This window comes from Cryobacterium sp. Hz7, assembly GCF_004402815.1.
GTDB lineage: Bacteria > Actinomycetota > Actinomycetes > Actinomycetales > Microbacteriaceae > Cryobacterium > Cryobacterium sandaracinum.
This window is the reverse complement of the sequence record NZ_SOFB01000026.1, coordinates 154343-172669: the sequence shown is the minus strand read 5'-3', so window position 1 is coordinate 172669 and position 18327 is coordinate 154343. Positions and strand designations below refer to the sequence as shown.

At 69.2% G+C, this 18327-nt stretch carries 14 protein-coding genes; 8 read left to right on the top strand and 6 right to left on the bottom strand.

Going from position 1 to position 18327, the window contains the following annotated elements:
* Together E3N86_RS06680 and E3N86_RS06675 are read right to left on the bottom strand one after the other, a co-directional pair.
* On the bottom strand, window positions 1-1442 hold a 1442-nt coding region (locus E3N86_RS06680; protein WP_134511607.1), incomplete at its 3' end, for an AAA family ATPase.
* A complete protein-coding gene (locus E3N86_RS06675; RefSeq protein ID WP_104099259.1) occupies window positions 1439-2614 on the bottom strand; it encodes an exonuclease SbcCD subunit D in 1176 nt (391 codons plus the stop codon). The genes E3N86_RS06675 and E3N86_RS06680, both read right to left, overlap by 4 nt.
* 207 nt (window positions 2615-2821) lie before the next feature.
* Between E3N86_RS06675 and E3N86_RS06670 the strand changes: the two genes are divergently transcribed.
* The 5 genes from E3N86_RS06670 (at window position 2822) to E3N86_RS06650 (ending at window position 8717) form a co-directional block, all read left to right on the top strand.
* The gene (locus E3N86_RS06670) at window positions 2822-3610 is read left to right on the top strand and encodes a DeoR/GlpR family DNA-binding transcription regulator (RefSeq protein WP_104099255.1); all 789 of its coding nucleotides are present in this window, start codon (window positions 2822-2824) and stop codon (window positions 3608-3610) included.
* Window positions 3607-4578 (top strand): 1-phosphofructokinase family hexose kinase, encoded by a 972-nt coding sequence (locus tag E3N86_RS06665; RefSeq protein ID WP_134415534.1) that lies wholly within the window; start codon window positions 3607-3609, stop codon window positions 4576-4578. Before E3N86_RS06670 ends, E3N86_RS06665 begins: the two co-directional genes overlap by 4 nt.
* Window positions 4575-6587 carry a fructose-specific PTS transporter subunit EIIC gene (locus tag E3N86_RS06660; protein WP_134511606.1) on the top strand — a complete coding sequence of 671 codons (2013 nt, stop codon included), beginning with the start codon at window positions 4575-4577 and terminating at the stop codon, window positions 6585-6587. Before E3N86_RS06665 ends, E3N86_RS06660 begins: the two co-directional genes overlap by 4 nt.
* A 91-nt stretch (window positions 6588-6678) precedes the next feature.
* Window positions 6679-8364, top strand: coding sequence for a phosphoenolpyruvate--protein phosphotransferase (gene ptsP, locus E3N86_RS06655; protein ID WP_104099252.1), 1686 nt, complete (start codon window positions 6679-6681; stop codon window positions 8362-8364).
* Window positions 8365-8438: 74 nt separating this feature from the next.
* Window positions 8439-8717, top strand: a complete 279-nt coding sequence (locus E3N86_RS06650) for an HPr family phosphocarrier protein (protein WP_104099251.1) — start codon at window positions 8439-8441, stop codon at window positions 8715-8717.
* 124 nt (window positions 8718-8841) lie between these two features.
* On the opposite strand, the gene E3N86_RS17715 is transcribed toward E3N86_RS06650, so the two are convergent.
* Entirely contained in the window at window positions 8842-12432 is a 3591-nt protein-coding gene (locus E3N86_RS17715) for a TM0106 family RecB-like putative nuclease (protein WP_304990862.1), read from the bottom strand.
* Between the two features lie 268 nt (window positions 12433-12700).
* On the opposite strand from E3N86_RS17715, the gene E3N86_RS06640 reads away from it, so the two are divergent.
* The gene (locus tag E3N86_RS06640) at window positions 12701-12964 is read left to right on the top strand and encodes a hypothetical protein (protein ID WP_174720110.1); all 264 of its coding nucleotides are present in this window, start codon (window positions 12701-12703) and stop codon (window positions 12962-12964) included.
* A gap of 2 nt (window positions 12965-12966) precedes the next feature.
* Window positions 12967-13959 (top strand): FHA domain-containing protein, encoded by a 993-nt coding sequence (locus tag E3N86_RS06635; RefSeq protein ID WP_174721888.1) that lies wholly within the window; start codon window positions 12967-12969, stop codon window positions 13957-13959.
* Between the two features lie 628 nt (window positions 13960-14587).
* Here the strand turns inward: E3N86_RS06635 and E3N86_RS06630 are convergent.
* Together E3N86_RS06630 and E3N86_RS06625 are read right to left on the bottom strand one after the other, a co-directional pair.
* On the bottom strand, window positions 14588-16267 hold the full coding sequence (locus E3N86_RS06630) for an MFS transporter (RefSeq protein ID WP_241985966.1): 1680 nt from the start codon (window positions 16265-16267) through the stop codon (window positions 14588-14590).
* Window positions 16264-17088 (bottom strand): tryptophan-rich sensory protein, encoded by an 825-nt coding sequence (locus tag E3N86_RS06625; protein WP_134511605.1) that lies wholly within the window; start codon window positions 17086-17088, stop codon window positions 16264-16266. Before E3N86_RS06625 ends, E3N86_RS06630 begins: the two co-directional genes overlap by 4 nt.
* 85 nt (window positions 17089-17173) lie before the next feature.
* On the opposite strand from E3N86_RS06625, the gene E3N86_RS06620 reads away from it, so the two are divergent.
* Window positions 17174-17560, top strand: coding sequence for a VOC family protein (locus E3N86_RS06620; RefSeq protein WP_104099249.1), 387 nt, complete (start codon window positions 17174-17176; stop codon window positions 17558-17560).
* 25 nt (window positions 17561-17585) lie between these two features.
* Here E3N86_RS06620 and E3N86_RS06615 read toward each other — a convergent pair whose 3' ends face one another.
* Window positions 17586-18284, bottom strand: coding sequence for an HAD-IA family hydrolase (locus E3N86_RS06615; RefSeq protein ID WP_104099248.1), 699 nt, complete (start codon window positions 18282-18284; stop codon window positions 17586-17588).
* Window positions 18285-18327: the final 43 nt, after the last annotated feature.

The window sequence follows — 18327 nt, the reverse complement described above, 5'->3', positions numbered from 1 at the left end:
GCCCGGTGCGCCACCTCCAGCTCCGCGTCGAGACGCCGCACCTGGCCGGCCGCGCCCTCGGCCGCCCGCAGCCGCTCCGCCTGGGCGCGCGCCTCGGGCTCGCTTGCCGCCGCCAGCGCGGCCGCCGCCAGGGCCTCGTTGACGTCATCCATCCGGTCCGGTAGCTCGTCCAGGAGCGCCTGGGTCTGCTCGACGGATGCCACGTGCAGGGCGAGCTCCTCCTGCAGCGTCACAATCTTGGCCTCGATGCCGGGCAGCAGCCGTTCGACGTCGAGAACGTCCTTCAACGATCCGAGCCGGCCCAGGAGATTCTCGATGACGGCCTTGAGGCTCTCAGTCGTTTCCACCAGACCTGGGTCGTCCTGGTACTCACGCCAGGCGCCGTGCGCGTACGATTCGCCGACCAGGGCACGTTCGAGCGCTTCCTCCGCCTCTCGACGCGTGCGGAGCGCCGGCCACACGCGGGACGCCCGGTTCGCGGCCAGCACGGCCGCCCGGTCGAGGGCGACCGCCACCTGCCGGGCCTCGAGAACGGCCAGGGCCGAGTGGGCTTCGTTGCGGCGGTCCTGCCGGCTGCGCAGGTCTTCCTGGGCCTGCACGTCGGCGGCGGCCAACTCCAGCGCCGACGTGGCCCGTTCGGCCCCCGCCGACGCCTCGGCCAGCAGCTCGTCCAGCTCCGCCAGGGCGGCGTCGAACCAGGCCCGGTCGCGACTGCCGGGCGCGTCATCGGAGTCGTCGCCGGGCAGGTCTTCGCGCTGCAAGTGCCGGGACGCGGTGGCCGCCAGGCCGGCCAGGCGCTGGCGCACGGATTCCAGCCCATCATCGAGCGACTTGCGCCGGCTGATCAGCCCGAGTTCGAGCTGCTCGAACCGGGCGGTGCCGAAGAGGGTGCGCAGCACCCCTCGCCGGTCATCGGTCTTGGCCAGCAGGAACCGCTGGAACCGGTTCTGGGCCAGCAGGATCACCTGCAGAAACTGGTCCTGCTTGAGCGGCAGGATGCGGCTGAGCTCGTGCCCGACGTCGACCGGACGGGTCGCCACGCTGCGCCAGCCCTCAGGGGTGTCCCGGTCGTCGTGCAGGTCACGGATGTCGAGGCGCGCGTCGGGCGGTGACATGGTCGTACCCGGGCCACGCTTCTTGTTCTTCTCGTACCTGGGTGTGCGGTAGATGCGGTAGTCGTTCTCGTTCAGTGCGAATTCCAGCTCCACGAAAGTAGGGTCATCCGGTTCGCAGTGGTCACTGCGCAGCTGGGACTCCGTTCCCTCATAGCGCGGCACGCTGCCGTAGAGGGCGAAGCAGACGGCGTCGAGGATGCTGGACTTGCCGGCCCCGGTCTTGCCGGTGATCAGGAAGATTCCATCGGCATCGAAGCGCTCGAAGTCGATCACCTGTTCGTTCTTGTAGGGGCCGAATCCGGCGATCCGCAGGCGTTTGATCTTCATCGGCTCAGCTCCCTCAGGTCACCCTCGGTGAGGAGTTCCGCCACCAGGTCTCGTTCGAAATCGGATTGGCCGACCCCGTTGCGCACGAACTCGAGGAACCCGGCGACAATCTCGCGGTCACTCTGGCGGTCGATGCGCTCACCGTAGCTGACGGCATCCGAGTCGACGACGACAGCGGGCCGGTGCTCGAGCGTGACGCAGTGCGGGAATCGTTTCTGCAGGCGCCGGATGCCGTCGAGGGGACGCACCTGGTCGGTCAGGATTGCCGACACCCAGTCGGGCTCGAACTCGGCCAAAGCGTCATCGGTCAGGAGCTGTTCGATCTCGCCGGTGAGCACGCTGAGTCGCCGCGGGACCGGAAGCTCGATCCATTCGATGTCGGCGGCAGGGCCGGCCTGGAGCTCGACCAGCCAGCAGCCCCGCGGTTTGCCGGCCTCCGAGAAGGAGTAGTGCAGTGGTGCTCCCGAGTAGCGCACGCGGTCGGTGAGGTGGGCCCGCCCGTGGATGTGGCCGAGGGCGACGTAGTCCGGTCCTGTGAAGACCGACACGGGCACCAGATCGAGGCCGCCCGCGGTGATGTCCCGCACGGTATCGGTCGCCGCGGCCGCGGGCACTCCCGCCGCGAAGCAGTGGCTGAGCACCACCGATCGCCCGCCGCGCACGGCCAGGTCATCGCGGATGCGCTGCATCACGACGGTGAGCACCTGCTCGTGGGTCTTGAGCGGTTCGTCTGCCGGCCCGTGAAAAACGCTGAGGTGCCGGACCAGCGCCGGCTCCAGGTAGGGGATGCCATAGAAGTGCACGGGCCCGTGCTCGTCCGGCACGGTGACCGGTTCGAGGAACTGCTCCGGCCGGGTCAGCACATGGACGCCCGCGAGTGCGGCCCACTCCGCCTGGAAGCCGAGGCGGGTGGCGGAGTCGTGGTTGCCGCTGGTCATCACCACCGTGGCCCCTGCCTGCTTGATTTCCCGCAGCACCGCCGCGAGCAGCGTGTAGCTCTCGGCCGACGGCATGGCCGAGTCGAAGATGTCGCCGGCCACCGCCACCACGTCGATCCGGCGCTGCCGCACCACCTCCACCAGCGCATCCAGCACCTGATGCAGGGCATCCAGGGTCGAATGGGTGTGGAAGGTTCGCCCGATGTGCCAGTCGGAAGTGTGCAGGATCTTCATGATGCTCACGCTATCGCCGACGGCCGACACCCGGCGGCACCCGGCGGCGCCGGGCAGCACCGGGCAGCACCGGGCAGCACCGGGCAGCACCGCGCAGCGGGTTCTTTGTTTGTCTTTGTTTTTCTTGACAAACAAAAACAAACACAGGTAAAGTTTTTGTATTCTACAAATTCGTGGTTTCGGCCACTCAGCGTCGAGGAGGTCGCCATGTTCGCCGAAGAACGTCAGGCCCTGATCGTCGATCTGGTCACCAGTTCGAACCGGGTCACGGTCAGCGATCTCGCCTCCCGCTTCGATGTCACCCCCGAAACGGTGCGCCGCGACCTCGACAGCCTCGAGGGCGCCCGCCAGCTGCGCCGGGTGCACGGCGGCGCGGTCGCGTTCGACCGGCAGAGCATGTCCGAGCTCAGCCTCGAAGAACGCCAGACGCAGCGGCAGGACGAGAAGCAGCGCATCGCCGCCGCCGCCCTCACCATGATTCCCTCGAGCCAGACCGGCTCCGTCCTGCTGGATGCCGGCACCACGACCGAGCTGCTCGCCGACCTCCTGCTCGACTGGACACCGGCAGCCCCCGGTGACGAACTCCTGGTCATCACCAACGCGGTGCCGATCGCCACGAAACTCGCCGGCAACGACGCCATCTCGTTGTATATCCTCGGCGGCCGCGTGCGCGGCCTCACCCGCGCCGTCGTCGGTCCCAGCACCATCGCCCAGCTCGATTCGTTGCGGCCCGACATCGCGTTCGTCGGCGCCAACGGCGTGCACGCCGAATTCGGTTTCAGCACTCCGGATGCCGTTGAATCCGCCGTGAAGACAGCCATCGTCCGTTCGGCCCGTCGTGTTGTCGCACTGGCCGATTCGTCCAAGCTCGACAAGGAAACCCTGATCCGCTTCGCGGCCCTGGGCGACATCGACGTGCTGATCGCGGACGCTCTCCCATCAGATGAACTTGCCGCAGCCCTGGCCGCGGCCGACGTTGAGGTTGTGATCGCGTGATCATCACGCTTACCCCGAATCCGAGCCTGGATCGCACCATCGAACTCCGCGCCCCGCTGGCCCGCGGCGAAGTTCAGCGCGCCGCTTCATCCCGCGAAGAACCGGGCGGCAAGGGCGTGAACATCGTTCGCGCCCTCGAGGCCTCGGACATCCTGAGCCTCGCCATTCTCCCCGGCGACGAGTTGGACCCCGTTCTGGTGGCCCTCCGGGCCGCGGGGGTGCCCCACCTCGGCATGCCGATCGGCGCCACACTCCGGAGCAACGTCGCGCTGACCGAGATCGACGGCACCACCACCAAGGTGAACGTGCCCGGACCGGTGCTGACCGCCGCGCAGCAGAGCGACCTGATCGAACTCGTGCTGGAGAAGGCGGAGGGTGCCAGCTGGCTCGTGCTGGCCGGATCGCTGCCGCCTGGAGTGCCCGTCGACTTCTACGCCGACATCACCAGGGAGCTCCGCAGCCGGTTCGGCGCGAGCGCCCCTCGGGTGGCCGTCGACTCGTCCGGCGCGCCCCTCGCCGCCGCCGTCACGGCCGGACCGGACCTGATCAAGCCCAACGCGGAAGAACTGGCCGAGCTCACCGGCATCCCCGACCCGGAGAGCCTCGAGGGCAATCCGGTGCTCGTGGCCCGCGCCGCCGAGCGTCTCGTCGCCACCGGAGTTGGCGCCGTGTTGGCCACCCTCGGTTCCCAGGGTGCCGTGCTGGTGACCGAAGACGGCGCCTGGCTCGCGAAAACGCCGCCGATCATCGCGCGCAGCACCGTCGGAGCCGGCGATTCATCCCTGGCCGGCTACCTGCTCAGCAGCATCGCCGGCGGCTCCGCCCCCGACTCTCTCCGCCAGGCCGCAGCCCACGGGGCCGCAGCCGCGTCCCTGCCCGGATCAACCGTTCCGGCACTGCACCAAACCAGACCGGGCGACGTCACCCTGACGTCGCTCAACACCCATCCAAAGGAGGATGTCCAGTGAGTGCACTGATCACCCCGGAGCTTGTCGCTCTGGATAAGAACCTCGGAGCCGCACCCTCGAGCGTAATCCGGCATCTTGCCGAGCTCGTCGTAGGCGCCGGCCGCGCCACCGAGATCGAGAGCCTCTACGCGGATGCCCTCGCTCGCGAAGCGAAGACGGCAACCGGCATCCCCGGCGGCCTGGCCATCCCGCATTGCCGTTCGGCAGCCGTTACCGAGCCGACGCTGGCGTTGGCCCGACTGACTTCGCCGGTCGACTTCGGCGCCGCCGATGGCCCCGCGGACCTCGTCTTCCTGATCGCCGCTCCCGAGGGCGCGGACCAGGAACACCTCAAGATCCTGGCCAAGCTCGCCCGCTCGCTGATGAAGGCCCCCTTCACCGCCGCGCTGCGCGCCGCGAAGACCCAGGCCGAAATCGTCGAACTGGTCACCAGCGTCGTCTCCCCGGCTCCCGTGGCCGCCGGCGGCGTCGCCGCCGCCGGCGCCAACGTCGGAAGCACGCCCGCGGCATCCGCCGGTGTCAAGCGCATCGTCGCTGTGACCGCCTGCCCGACCGGCATCGCGCACACCTACATGGCTGCCGAATCGCTCGTTGCCGCGGCGAAGGCCGCCGGCGTCGACCTGCAGGTCGAAACCCAGGGCTCGGCCGGCCTCACGATGCTCGACCCGGCCGTCATCGCCGCGGCCGACGCGGTCATCTTCGCCGTCGACGTCGACGTTCGCGGTCGCGAGCGCTTCGCCGGTAAGCCCGTCATCCAGGTGCCCGTCAAACGCGGCATCGACGAACCGGCCAAGCTCATCCACGATGCCCTGGCCGCGGCCCAGAACCCTAACGCCCGCCGCGTCGGCGGCACCGTCGGTGCGGCCGAGGCCGAGGAGACCAGCGAGCACTTCGGCCAGAAGGTCAAGCGCGCCCTGCTCACCGGTGTCAGCTACATGATCCCGTTCGTCGCCGGTGGAGGTCTGCTGATCGCCCTCGGATTCCTCCTCGGAGGCTACGAGATCACCGAGGTCGCCGACACGGTCACCCTGGAGAACAACCTGTTCAACCTGCCGGAAGGCGGCATGCTGACCTATCTGGGAGCGGTCTTCTTCAAGATCGGCGCGCTGTCGATGGGCTTCCTGGTTCCGGCCCTGGCCGGCTACATCGCCTACGCGATCGCCGACCGTCCCGGAATCGCCCCCGGTTTCGTCGCCGGTGCCGTCGCCGGGTTCATGGGTGCCGGTTTCCTCGGCGGCATCGCCGGTGGTCTGCTGGCCGGTGTCGCAGCCGCCAGCTTCGCCAAGCTCGACGTGCCGCGCTGGCTGCGCAGCCTGATGCCCGTCGTCATCATCCCGCTGGTCGCGTCGATCGTCGCCTCGGGCCTGATGTTCCTGGTGCTCGGTGGCCCCATCGCGCTGCTGACCACCGCCCTGAACGAGTGGCTGTCCGGCATGACCGGCGCCTCCGCCATCCTGCTCGGCCTGATCCTGGGCCTCATGATGGGGTTCGACCTCGGCGGACCGGTCAACAAGGTTGCCTACGCCTTCGCCGTCGCCGGTCTCGGCACCGCAACCATGGCCAACCAGGCTCCGTGGCAGATCATGGCCGCGGTCATGGCCGCCGGCATGGTTCCGCCGCTCGCCATGGCCCTGGCCACGGTGCTCGACCGCCGACTGTTCACTGTCGCCGAGCGCGAAAACGGCAAGGCCGCCTGGCTGCTGGGTGCGTCGTTCATCTCCGAAGGCGCCATCCCGTTCGCTGCCGCAGACGTGCTCCGCGTGATCCCGGCCTCCATGGTGGGCGCCGGCGTGACCGGTGCTCTCTCGATGGCCTGGGGCGTCACCTCGAAGGCCCCGCACGGCGGAATGTTCGTCTTCTTCGCCATCGACAGCTTCGCGCTCTTCGCCCTGGCGATCGCGATCGGAACCGTCGTAACGGCCATCCTGGTGATCGCGCTGAAGCGATACGCTCGAAAGACACCGTTGGTCACCGCGGACGCAGCAGCGCCCGCCCTGGTCAACGCTTAACCGCACGTCGGCCGCTCCGAGAAATTCGGGGCGGCCGACGCGTAGCATCAATAGCGCAGTATTTCTGCTGCGCAAGAATAGAGGTTGTCCCGTGCAGAATTTCACTGGTGTAGGCGTAAGCCCCGGCCGGATCATCGGATCCGTTCGCCAGATGCCCAAACCGATCAGCGAACCCCCGGCAGGTGAACGCCTGGATGCGGCGACTACGCCCGAAGTCGCAACGGCAGAGCTGCGGACAGCCTCCAAGGTGGTGCAAACCGAGCTTCAGCGTCGCGCCGAAGCCGCCACGGGCGCCAGCAAGTCGGTTCTCGAAGCCACCGCGCTGATGGCCACCGACCCGATGCTGATAAAAGCTGCAGTGAAATTAATCGTTACCGGAACATCCGCCGAACGCGCGATCTGGGAGTCCGGCGCATCAGTCGCCGAGATGCTGCACAACCTCGGTGGCTACATGGCCGAGCGGGCCACGGATGTCCTCGACGTGCGGGCCCGGATCGTCGCCGAGCTGCGCGGCGTCACCGCCCCCGGCATCCCCCAGTCTGACGAGCCCTTCGTGCTCGTAGCCGAGGACCTCGCCCCGGCCGACACCGCCACCCTCGACCCGAACAAGATCCTCGCCCTGGTCACCAGCGGCGGCGGACCGCAGTCGCACACCGCGATCATCGCCCGCGCCCTCGGCCTGCCGGCCGTCGTCGCCGCCGCCGGCGTCGACGCCCTCACCGATGGCACCGAGGTCTACGTGGACGGCGCCGCCGGAACCCTCCAGGTTGACCCCGGCGACGACGAGCGCACCGCCGTCACGGCGTGGGAGCACGTCGCGGCCAGCCTGTCCGTGTTCGACGGCACCGGCACCACCGCCGACGGCCACCTCGTTCCGCTGTTGGCCAACGTGGGCGGGGCCGCTGACGCGGTCAAGGCCGCGGCCGCCGGCGCGGAGGGCGTCGGACTGCTCCGCACCGAGTTCTGCTTCCTCGAGCGCGACATCGAGCCCACCATCGATGAGCAGGTCGTGGCCTACCGCGGCGTGTTCGACGCGTTCCCAGGCAAGAAGGTCGTCGTGCGCACGCTCGACGCCGGCGCCGACAAGCCTCTGCCGTTCCTCACCGACAGCACGGAGCCCAACCCGTCGCTCGGCGTGCGCGGCTACCGCACCGACCTGACCAGCCCCGGCGTGCTCAAGCGCCAACTCACAGCCATCGCCACCGCCGCGCAGGCCTCCTCCGCCGTGGTCTGGGTGATGGCTCCGATGATCGCCACGGTCGACGAGGCCGCCGACTTCGCCGCCATGTGCCGCGTCGCCGGGCTGAAGACCCCCGGCGTCATGGTGGAGGTTCCCTCCGCGGCGCTCCGCTCCGCGAGCATCCTGACCGAAGCCGAATTCGTCAGCCTCGGCACGAACGACCTCACCCAGTACACGATGGCCGCCGACCGTCAGCTCGGAACCCTCGCCGCGCTGAACTCGCCGTGGCAGCCCGCCGTGCTCCAGCTGATCCAGCTCACCGTCGCGGGGGCGATATACGAGGGCCACAACAAGCCCGTCGGCGTCTGCGGCGAAGCCGCCGCCGACCCGGTTCTCGCCGTCGTACTCGTCGGGCTGGGTGTCAACACCCTGTCCATGACGGCCCGGTCGATGTCCGCCGTGGGCGCCGTGCTGAAGTCCGTGACGCTCGAACGGGCGCAGGAACTTGCCCAGATCGCCGTTTCGGCCCGTAATTCGGACGAAGCGCGTACCCGCGTGCGCGCCGGATTGCCCATACTTGAAGAGCTGGGTCTCTAGCCGCTTCGGATTTACGTCGCATCGCATCATCGCCGGCGAGCCACCCTTTCGCCGGGCACCAATTAGGAGGAACCATGTCCGAACGTAAAGCCACCATCGCGAGCCGTGTCGGCCTGCACGCGCGCCCCGCATCCATCTTCGCGGCGGCCGTCGGCGATCTGACCCTCGAGGTCACCATCGCCCTCGAGGCCGACCCGGCCGAGGACGCGATGGATGCCTCGAGCATCCTGTCGCTGATGAGCCTGGGTGCCGCCAACGGCGACATCGTCGTGCTGCGCGCCGAGGGCGACGGAGCCGATGAGGCTCTCGAATCCCTCGTCAAGCTCCTCGAAACGGACCTCGACGCCGAGTAGCACCCCCGACCGAAGGCACCCTCAGTCCGCGCGAATCATGCCGGAGTGAGGGTGCCTTTTCGTGGGTCAGGCTTTGACGCCGCAGGTCAGGCCCGGTCGGGCGTGACCAGGGTGATGAACGCGCTCAGCTGGGCCAGGCTCTCCACACTTGAGGGCAGGTCTCGGTCAGGGCCGGCGAGTAGACCAGCCAGGCCGCCCACTGGGCACGGGAGATGGCCACGTTGAGCCGGTTTGCCAGGAGCAGGAACTCGAGGCCGCGCGGTACGTCCTCTGCCGCGGAGGCGGCAAGCGAGACCACGGCGACCGCCGCCTCCCGGCCCTGGAACTTGTCGACGGTGCCCACCGGCACGTCACCCAGGCCGGCCTGCACGAGGTGGCGGCGCAGCAGCTCGACCTGCGCGTTGTAGGGCGCCACGACGATCACGTCGCCCTGCGCCAGCGGTGCGCTCCGGCCACCGGATGTCCAGGGTCGGCCGAGCAGACCGGTCACCAGTGAGACCACGGCTTCGGCCTCCTCCACCGACGAGGTGGAATTGAACCGGTGCGGCACGGGCACCGGGTGCAGGCCCGGCTCCACAGCCTCGAGTCGGCGATCGGAGGGGTGCGAGCGCAGCCGCCCCTCGTAGGACAGCGCCGACACCGGAGCGCAGATCCTCGGATGCATGCGCCAGCTGGTCTTCAGAAAGTAGCCGAATTCCGGCGGGAGCACCTGGTGTCCGTCGCTGAGCCAGCCCAGAGCCGAGCCGTCGACCGGTTCGGGGTGCGTGCCCTGGCTGACCTGCGGCAGCTGTTGCGGGTCGCCGAGCAGCAGCAGGCGTTCGGCCGCGACGGCTGCTGCGATGGTGCTGGCGAGGGAAAACTGGCCGGCCTCGTCGATCACGAGCAGGTCGAGGGAGCCCCGCGGCACCCGGTCGGCGTTGCTGAAGTCCCAGGCGGTGCCGCCGAGCACCCAGCCGCCGGACTGCCCGGTGAACCGGGCGAAGGTCTTGGTATCCAGGAGGGTCCACGGCACCGGCTTTTTCTCGTCGCCCTTTTTCGCTTTCTTCCCGACCTGGCCGGGCTCCAGCCCCGCCTCGATTCCGGCGGCGAGTACGGCCCGGAGCATGTTCTCGACCGCGGCGTGGGACTGCGCGACGACGCCGACGCGCCAGCCGTGCCGCACGACGAGGTCGGCGATCACCCTCGAGCCGACGAAGGTCTTGCCGGTTCCGGGCGGGCCCTGCACCGCGAGGTAGGACCGGTCGAGCACGAGCAGGGTGTCCCGGATGGCGGTGCGCACATCTCCCTCACCGTCGCCGTCGCCGGCACCATCGCCCTCGCCGTCCCCGGCACCGGCACCATCGCCGGGGCGCGCCGGTGGCTGCACCAGGGGCTGCGCCGGCCCACTTGCCCCGAGCAACCGGGGCGGGCGTCGGCGCAGCAGGTCGAAGGCCGCGTCCGGCAGCGGTTCCGGCCACCGGGAGAGCACGGCGCGGCCCCACTCCGAGATCGCGGTCACCTGGCTACCGGCTGGCGGCGGGGTGCCGGGGGTGAGGGCGATCGGCATTTCCCGGTGGGCGGGTGCATCGCGTTCGAGCACCTCCTCGACCAAATAGACCGACTCGTCGATCACGTCGATGATGGTCGCCCTGTTGTGCGCGGTGCGCGCTCCGGGGGCGTCGCTGCGGCTGATCGGCGGGTAGGGCAGGTCGTAGAGCAGGAACGGCTGCTGCCCGACCGTGAGCGAACTGCCCGGCGCGAGTGCCCCGGTCAGGCGCAGTACCCGGCGGTCGAGCGACTGGCGGCCTTCCCGGTGCCAGCCCAGGTGCAGGGCTGCTGTTTCGACGATGAGCACGTCCCTGGTGTCCGCCCAGTCGTCCACGGGCGCGCCCAGGCGACTGTAGTGGTCCCACCAGAACGATTTCTGCTCCCGCCGGTGGTAGTCGATCGCCGCCGAGGCGAGGGCGAGCGCGGTCTGGTCGGCGGTGCGCTCGGCCGGCGGAACGTCGGCAAGCAGCGCGGAGAGTTCCAGGTAGACCGGGTCCGGTTCCCGCACCGGCAGGGGCACGCCCGCCAGGGTCGCCGGCGACGCTGCGGTGGCGCCCGGCTGCTCGGCGGCGCGGGCCAGCAGCCAGTCGCGCAGGCGCAGGGTGGAGCGGCAGTCGTACGCGTTGTAGCGGGCGATGTCCGTGAGAATCTGCTCTGCGGCATCCGTCTGTCCGGTGGCCAACAGGGTGCGCGAGCGCACGTATTCGGTGATCGAATCGGCGGCGTTGGCCACGCCCTCGCGTTCCTCGAGCCCCATGTAGAGCGGTTCGAGCTTCTTGAGCGAGTAGCTGCGGCTGCCGATGCGTAAGCCCTGCCGCACGATCGGGTAGAGGTCAACGAGCACATTCCGGCGCAATAGGTCGTCGACCGCTTCTTCGCCGACCCCGTGCCGGGCGGCAAGGCCGAGCAGGTGGGTGCGCTCGTAGGGGGCGTAGTGGTAGATGTGGAGCCCCGGATGCCGCGAACGGCGCTCCCGCACATACTCCAGGAAGTCGATCAGGGCCTGACGTTCCTCGGCGCGGTCGTGCGCCCAGAAGGTGCGGAAGGTATCGTCCGGCAGGGCCAGACCGAACAGATAGTCCAGCCCCCACTGTCCGTTGCCGGCCTCCTGGTAGAGCGGGTCACCCTCGAAGTCGAAGAAGATGTCCCCCGCATCGGGTGCGGGCAGCGCCGCGAGGGCGGCCGGGTTGATGATCTCCCAGTTCAGTGGCCGGCCGGGGGCTCGGGGGGCGATCTGCAGCCGGGCCTGCCCCTGCAGGGTCGCCAGCGTGGCGTCTGACAAACCGGGGACGGGCTCGCGCCGCGCGGCGAGGTCGTCGATGGAGCGGACGCCCGCGGAGCGCAGCCGGGCGCGCTGGCTGAGCCGCAGGTTCGCGACCAGGAGCACGTCCCGGTGCTGCTGCACCTGCTCCTCGCACAGGTCACAGCGGCCGCAGGCGGCGTAGCGAGGGTCACCCCACGGGGTAGGTGCAGGGTCGGCGAGGCGTTCGTCGACCAGCCGCTCGAGGCGGGCGCGCCGGGCGCGGTAGACCGGCAGGATGTCCTGCAACCGGTGCGAGCTCGTGCGGCCGTCGCCGAGCAGAAGGTGCACGTTTTCCCCCGTCGGGATGCCCATCCGCTGCAACTGGTCGCTATACGCCGCCAACTGCAGCAGCGCCGTGATCTTCGCCGAGCGTGCCAGCTTCGTGTCGTAGACCTCGTAGGTCGCGGCATGGTCTGCAGGGTCGGCGGGGTCGGAATGGTCGGCGGGGTCGGCGGGGTCGGCGGGGTCGGAATGGTCGGCGGGGTCGGAATGGTCGGCGGGGTCGCTCGGGTCGCCGCTCCCGGTGCGGATGATGAAGTCCGCATAGCCCAGGAATCGCCCGTCGAAGAACGCAGCCTGGAACACCACCTCGGCCCCTGCGCGCACGGCCGCCTCGCTCATTTCAACGGCGGAACCGATGTCGGCGAGGTCGCCACGTTCGATCTCGACGACGGTGCGGGCCGCGCGCAGCTGTTCGAGCATCCGCAGTTCGTGGGCGTCGCCCAGCTCGGCGGTGCGCTGGAGCATGGCGTCAGCGGCTGCCGGGGCGGCGTCGATGCGTCCCAGTTTCGCGTCGAGTCGGCGCAACAGTGCCCACTCGCACGCGGCCGCGGCGCTGAGGTCGCTCGCCGAGTAGACAACGGTGGCAGGGCCTGGCAGGAACACGTCGATCTCCTCTTTGCGCACGCACAACCACACCGGAAGCGCTGGTCACGGTGGTTTCGAGGCTAGCCGACACCACCGACCAGAACAGGGGTGCCGCGCCCTTCCCCCTGCAGCCGTGCTCAACTAGGGTTGGCCTACACGCGGCAGACGAGGTTTTTGATGGCTGTCCGCGCGGCGGTTCACTGTTGATCCGATTCTGGCCGATTGCGGGCCCGATGTGCGACGACCGAGTGCCGTATCCCTGCAACCAAGCGAGAAGGAACACACCGTGACTGACAGCCAGAACCCCGTACCCACTGCCAACGCCACCGGCCCCGACGCCCACAACATCAAGGACTGGACCGACCTCGGCAAGGAGATGTGGTCCTACCTGACCGGCAAGAGCGCCGCCATCAACTACAGCTTCATCGACATGACGGTGGAGGTGCCGCGCGACATCGGCCCCGATGCCCCCCGTGCCACTTGGAAGCTGAACGGCACACTGCGTGTCACCACGAGCGAGGGTTCAGGCACCGAACCGCTCACCAAGTAGTCATGAGCCCCACCACCCGCCTGGACATCGACCTGGAGTTCTCCCTCGCGGAGCCGGGCACACCGGGCGACACCACGGAGGCGACCGGCGCCGAGCAGATGGGCGGAACCATCACGGCCAGCGGCCTCGACGTCGAGATCTTCTCCAGCAAGCCCGAGATGTTCGTGCGTACCAGCACGATGAAGCTGAAGGAACTCCGCGGCCTGGCCGGCGACCTGGCCGAGCGCGGCCTGACCGTCTCCGTGTCCGGCCCCGACGGCCTGATCATCCGGCTGGGAGCCGTCAAGGCACCCGTCATCCAGCGGCTGCTGACCGGTTCGTCGCACATTACGCTCGGCAGCCGGGCCGCGCTGGTTCCGCTCCTGCGGCGGCGCAGTGCTGCACCGGAGGCGGGCCTGTCCCTGCCGTTGCCGCCGGCCACCCTGTTGCCGTTGGTGCCGACCTTCGACCGGCGCATCCGTCGCCGGGTGACCACGACGCACTACACACCGGGGGCAGGCCGGCCCCGGCTGGTTTTTGTGATCGGCTCGAAGAACTGGAACGGTCAGATGCCGCGCGAGTTCGATCTGCTGCCGACGGTCACCACCATCGGTTCGGCCCCGGATGCCGACCTGCAGCTGGCCGGTCTGCAACCGTTCCATGCCGAAATCCGCCACGACGACAACGACGAGTACATTCTGTATCCGCTCGGCGACGTTTCCGGCGGAGCCAAGCGGAATTACCGGCAGGACGAGAACGACGGGCAGGTCCTGCGCACCGGCGCCCGGATCGAAATGGGTCCGTGGCGCATGGCCTACTTCCGTGAGGAGTATGCCGACCACGGCCGCCCCCACGGCGGTCGCGTGGGCGGGGAACTGTCCGTGCAAAAGCCGCAACCGAGCCGCCGCGCAGCCCGGTTGGAGCGCGAGGCCAACGCCGCCGGTGCCGGCACCACGAACGGCGGCACCGAGCCGACGACCGCGCGGCCGGGGCCGGTGGACGACTCCGAGATCTAGGGTCAGGTCCGGGTCGGCAGATCCTGGCTGCGCCACTCGCGGCGCACGCTGTGGAAGCCGGCACACGGTAGAACGTGTGCCGGCTTCCCATGTATGAGCCGCGACGGATTCCGCCGAGCCCTGCGCCGCCCTGCGCCGCGCGGCGCTGCCCCACGCTGCCCTGCGCTGCCCTGCCCTGCCCTGCCCTGCACCAATTCGACGGAGATTCTGAGGAAAAAGCGGGTTTACGGGCTGTTTGGAATGATTGTGGGCAAAATCTCCGTCGAATTCGTTCGGGATTCGCGGTGGAGCACGGGGTGGCGGGTGGGGTGACGCACGGGGTCGCGCACGGGGTCGCGGGTGGATGCAGAGCGCACCCGTGCGGCTGCAAATCCGGCCGGTGTTGTGGCCAACTCAGGAGATCCGTCCGGCCGGGACGGACATCCGCACCGGTTCCGCACTGGTCCGTGGGAGCCGGGCAATGCGGGCGACGGATGTCCTGAGTTGGCCACACGCGCAGGCTCGGCCGGGCCTGACCCGCGGCAGGTCTCCTGCGTTGGCCACACGCGCAGGCTCGGCCGGGCCTGACCCGCGGCGGAGCCCGGGATCCCCACACCCGCGAAACCCCCTGGCCGTCAGGTACACGCAGCTAGACGGGCTCCCCCGCGGTCTCGGCCGCCGGGATACTCTGGCCGGGGACGGCATCCTCGCGGCGCGACTCCGCGTGTGGCGCGGTGCCGGACAGCCCTAGCGTCGCCAGGAAGCCGAGCACGAGGAACCCGGCTGCGGCGTACGCCGAGTAGCGGGTGCCGTCGCTGAACGCCTCGCGGGCGGTATCCGCCAGCTCGGGGCTCTGCTCTTCGAACGACGGGATCACCGAGCCCGCACTGTCGACGACCGCGTCGACGATCAGACTCCGGGTCTCGGCAGTCAGCCCGGGCACCTCGGCCAGCTTCGCATCGAGCGACGTACCGACCGTAGTGAACAGCACGGTGCCCAGCACCGCGATGCCGAGCGCCGAGCCGATCTGCCGGGCGGTGCTGGACGTGCCGGAGCCTTGGCCGCTCTGCGCCACCGGCACATCCTTGAGCACGACGCCGGTGAGCTGGGCGGTGGCCAGCCCCACGCCGATGCCGTAGACGAACAGGAACGGCACCACGACGAGCCAGGTGGACTCGGCCGTGATGACCAGGCCGAGGCCGGCGACGCCGATGATCTCGGCGACGATCCCGAACCGCACGATCGTCTCGGGTGAGATCTTGTTGCCGAACGCCCCGGACACCCCGCTGGCCACGAACGAGCCCAGCGCGAGGGCGAGCAGCACGAATCCGGTCTGCAGGGCGTCGTAGCCGAGCACATTCTGCAGCCAGAGCGGCAGTGACAGGATGATGCCGAACTCACCGAGGGAGACGATCATGGCCGCGATGTTGCCGTTTCGGAACGACGGGATCGAGAACAGGGAGAAGGCGAGCAGGGTGGTCTTGCCGGCCCGCTGGCGGTAGAGCCCCCAGTAGATGAAGGCCACGCCGGACACGACGGTGATCAGGAACACAAATGGAATAATCGACAGCGAGTACGGCCAGGTCCAGTCTCCCGCAACCGGCGCTTTGTCGGTGAGCCACCAGCCGTAGGTGCGTCCCTCGATCAGCCCGAAGACGAGCGACGCGCTGGTGATCACCGAGAGCACGGCGCCGACGACGTCGATGCGGCGCGGCTCGCCGGCATCCTTCGATTCGAGCACGAAGACCAGTACGCCGACGACGATGACGATGCCCAGTGGCACGTTGATGCCGAATGCCCAGCGCCAGGAGAAGGAGGTGGTGAGCCAGCCGCCGAGCAGGGGGCCGACGGCCACCATGCCGCCGATGGTCGAGCCCCAGATCGCGAACGCGATGCCTCGGTCACGGCCGCGGAACGTGGCGTTGATGATCGAGAGCGTGGTGGGCAGCACCATCGCACCGCCGACGCCCTGGATCAGCCGACCCAGGATCAGGAGTTCGCCCGTCTGCGCGAGCGCCGCGAAGACGGATGATGTGGCGAAGACGATTACGCCGAGAATCAGGATGCGCCGTCGACCGAACCGGTCGGCAAGCGTTCCGAACACCAGCAGCAGGGCCGCGAAAACCAGGGTGTAGCTCTCCTGCACCCACTGCACCTGGGTCGAGGTGATCGCCAGGTCGTCGACGATCGAGGGGATGGCCACGTTGATGATCGTGGAATCGACGATGATCAGGGCGACGGCGACGCTGATGAAGACGAGACCGGCCCAGCGCCGGCGCGCCGAGGTGACGCCCGCCGGGGTGACAGGCAGGGTGGCCGGATCGCTCACGCGGTGACCGATCGGGACGTGGCGGATGTGGCGGACGTGACGGACCTGGAGGTGCGCACGCGCACGGTGATGGTGACGATCAGGATGGCGGCCACGGCGACGATCGCCGCGATCGCCGTGGGAGTGGAGAGCAGGGTGCCGGCCAGCCGGGCCACGGCCACCCAGCCGAGGCCCCAGCACAGCGACGCGGCCGGGGCGAGGCGGCCGTGGCCGTAGATCGCGAGGACTACGCCGACCAGCCCGGCGACGGCGATGACCAGCACCGCCCACAGGTCCGCGCTGAGGCCGAAGCCTTCGAAGCCGGAGGCGACGAGCACCGCGGTGACGTTGGCGGCGGTCGCGATGGCCACCCAGCCGAGGTACAGGCCCACGGTGCCGTCGGCGACGATCGTCTCAATCAGGTTTTTGGGCTGGGTGCGGAGCGTGAGCTGGAACGCCCGGATCAGCACGACCAGCAGAAGCACGATCACGGGCACACTGAGCCAGAGCAGGTCGAACTGGATGCTCAGGATCCAGGCGGCGTTCAGCACGAGCGACGCTGCGATCGGGTAGCCCAGGGCGCGTTGGCGGTCATCCGTTCTCTGCGCCGGCAGGAGCTGCCACAGGGCGTAGGCGATGAGGCCGAGGTAGATCGCGGTCCAGATGCCGAAGGCCGGCCCGTCGGGGGCGATCGGGGTGGCGTCGGCGGCGAGCGCTCCGCCTGACGCGTTCTGGATCGGGGTTCCGCCGGCGGCGCCGGACCCGATGAACGATCCGACGGCGGCTAGGATCACGCTCGCCAGCACCACCGTTTGACGCAGTGGATCGCTGCTCTTATTCATCTCGGTCTCCCAACAATCTGCCACCTTAATAGTCGACGGTTTCATCCTGACCTCTTCCGCCCCCTGGAGTATGCGAAACTGCCGCATGCGCATCAACGGAGTGCACCACATCGCCATTATCGCCAGCGACTACGACGTGTCCAAGGCCTTCTACCTCGACGTTCTCGGCTGCACGCTCGAAGCGGAATACTTCCGGGCCGCGCGCCGGTCGTGGATGGGCAAGCTTGCCCTGAACGGCCACTACCTGATCGAACTGTTCTCTTTTTCCGACACCCCGCCCCGGAAGAGCGGCCCGGAAGCGCTCGGACTGCGCCACCTCGCGTTCGAGGTCGACGACGTACCGGCCGCGCGCGACGAGCTGATCGGCAAGCACGTCGAGGTTGAGGAACTGAGGGTGGACCCGAACACCGGCAAAGCGATGTTCTTCTTCCGCGACCCCGACGGGCTGCCGCTGGAAATCTACGAGCGCTGAGTCCGGACGCTATTGCTCCGGGCTGCTACTGCTCGGTCACCAGGTGGAAGACCACTCCGTCATCCTGCACGGACACGCGCAGGCGGTCGAGACCGGAGACCACCAGGTCGGCCTCCAGGTCGGCGGCCCGATGGGTGCCGACGACGCCGATCGTGGCGCAGCCGGCGGCTCGGGCGGCGGCAAGGCCGGCTGGGGCATCTTCGACCACGACGCAGCGGGCCGGGTCGACGCCGAGGCGTTCGGCAGCCAGCAGGAACGGCTCGGGGAACGGCTTGCCGCGGCTGGTGTCGTCGATGGTCACCACCGTGAGCGGCGCGGGGAAGCCGGCGGCGTCCAGGCGCACCAGGCACAGCTGCCGGGCACAGGACGTGACGATCGCCCGGCGGGCCTCGGGGATGCTCGCCATGAGTTCCGCCGCGCCGGCCAAAATCCTGACGCCATCCGTGTCGGCCAGTTCGAACTCGGTCAGCCGGGTGACGGATGTCTCGACCAGCTCCTCCGCCACCAGGGTCGCGATCATCTGACGCGCCGGCACCCCATGCTCGGGGCCGGTGAACGACGGGCCGAGGCCGACCTCGGCACCCCAGCGCAGCCAGGACCGGGTGACCGCCTGAGTGGAGTCGACCAGGGTGCCGTCCATGTCGAAGAGCACCGCCTGGAAGACCTGCCCCTGCAGGGCCTCCTCCCGGGAGGTTTCGAGCGGGGCGATTCCGGGCTGCGTCATTGTGGTTCCATTCGTCTCTGGGCTGGTACCCCTCAAGTCTGCG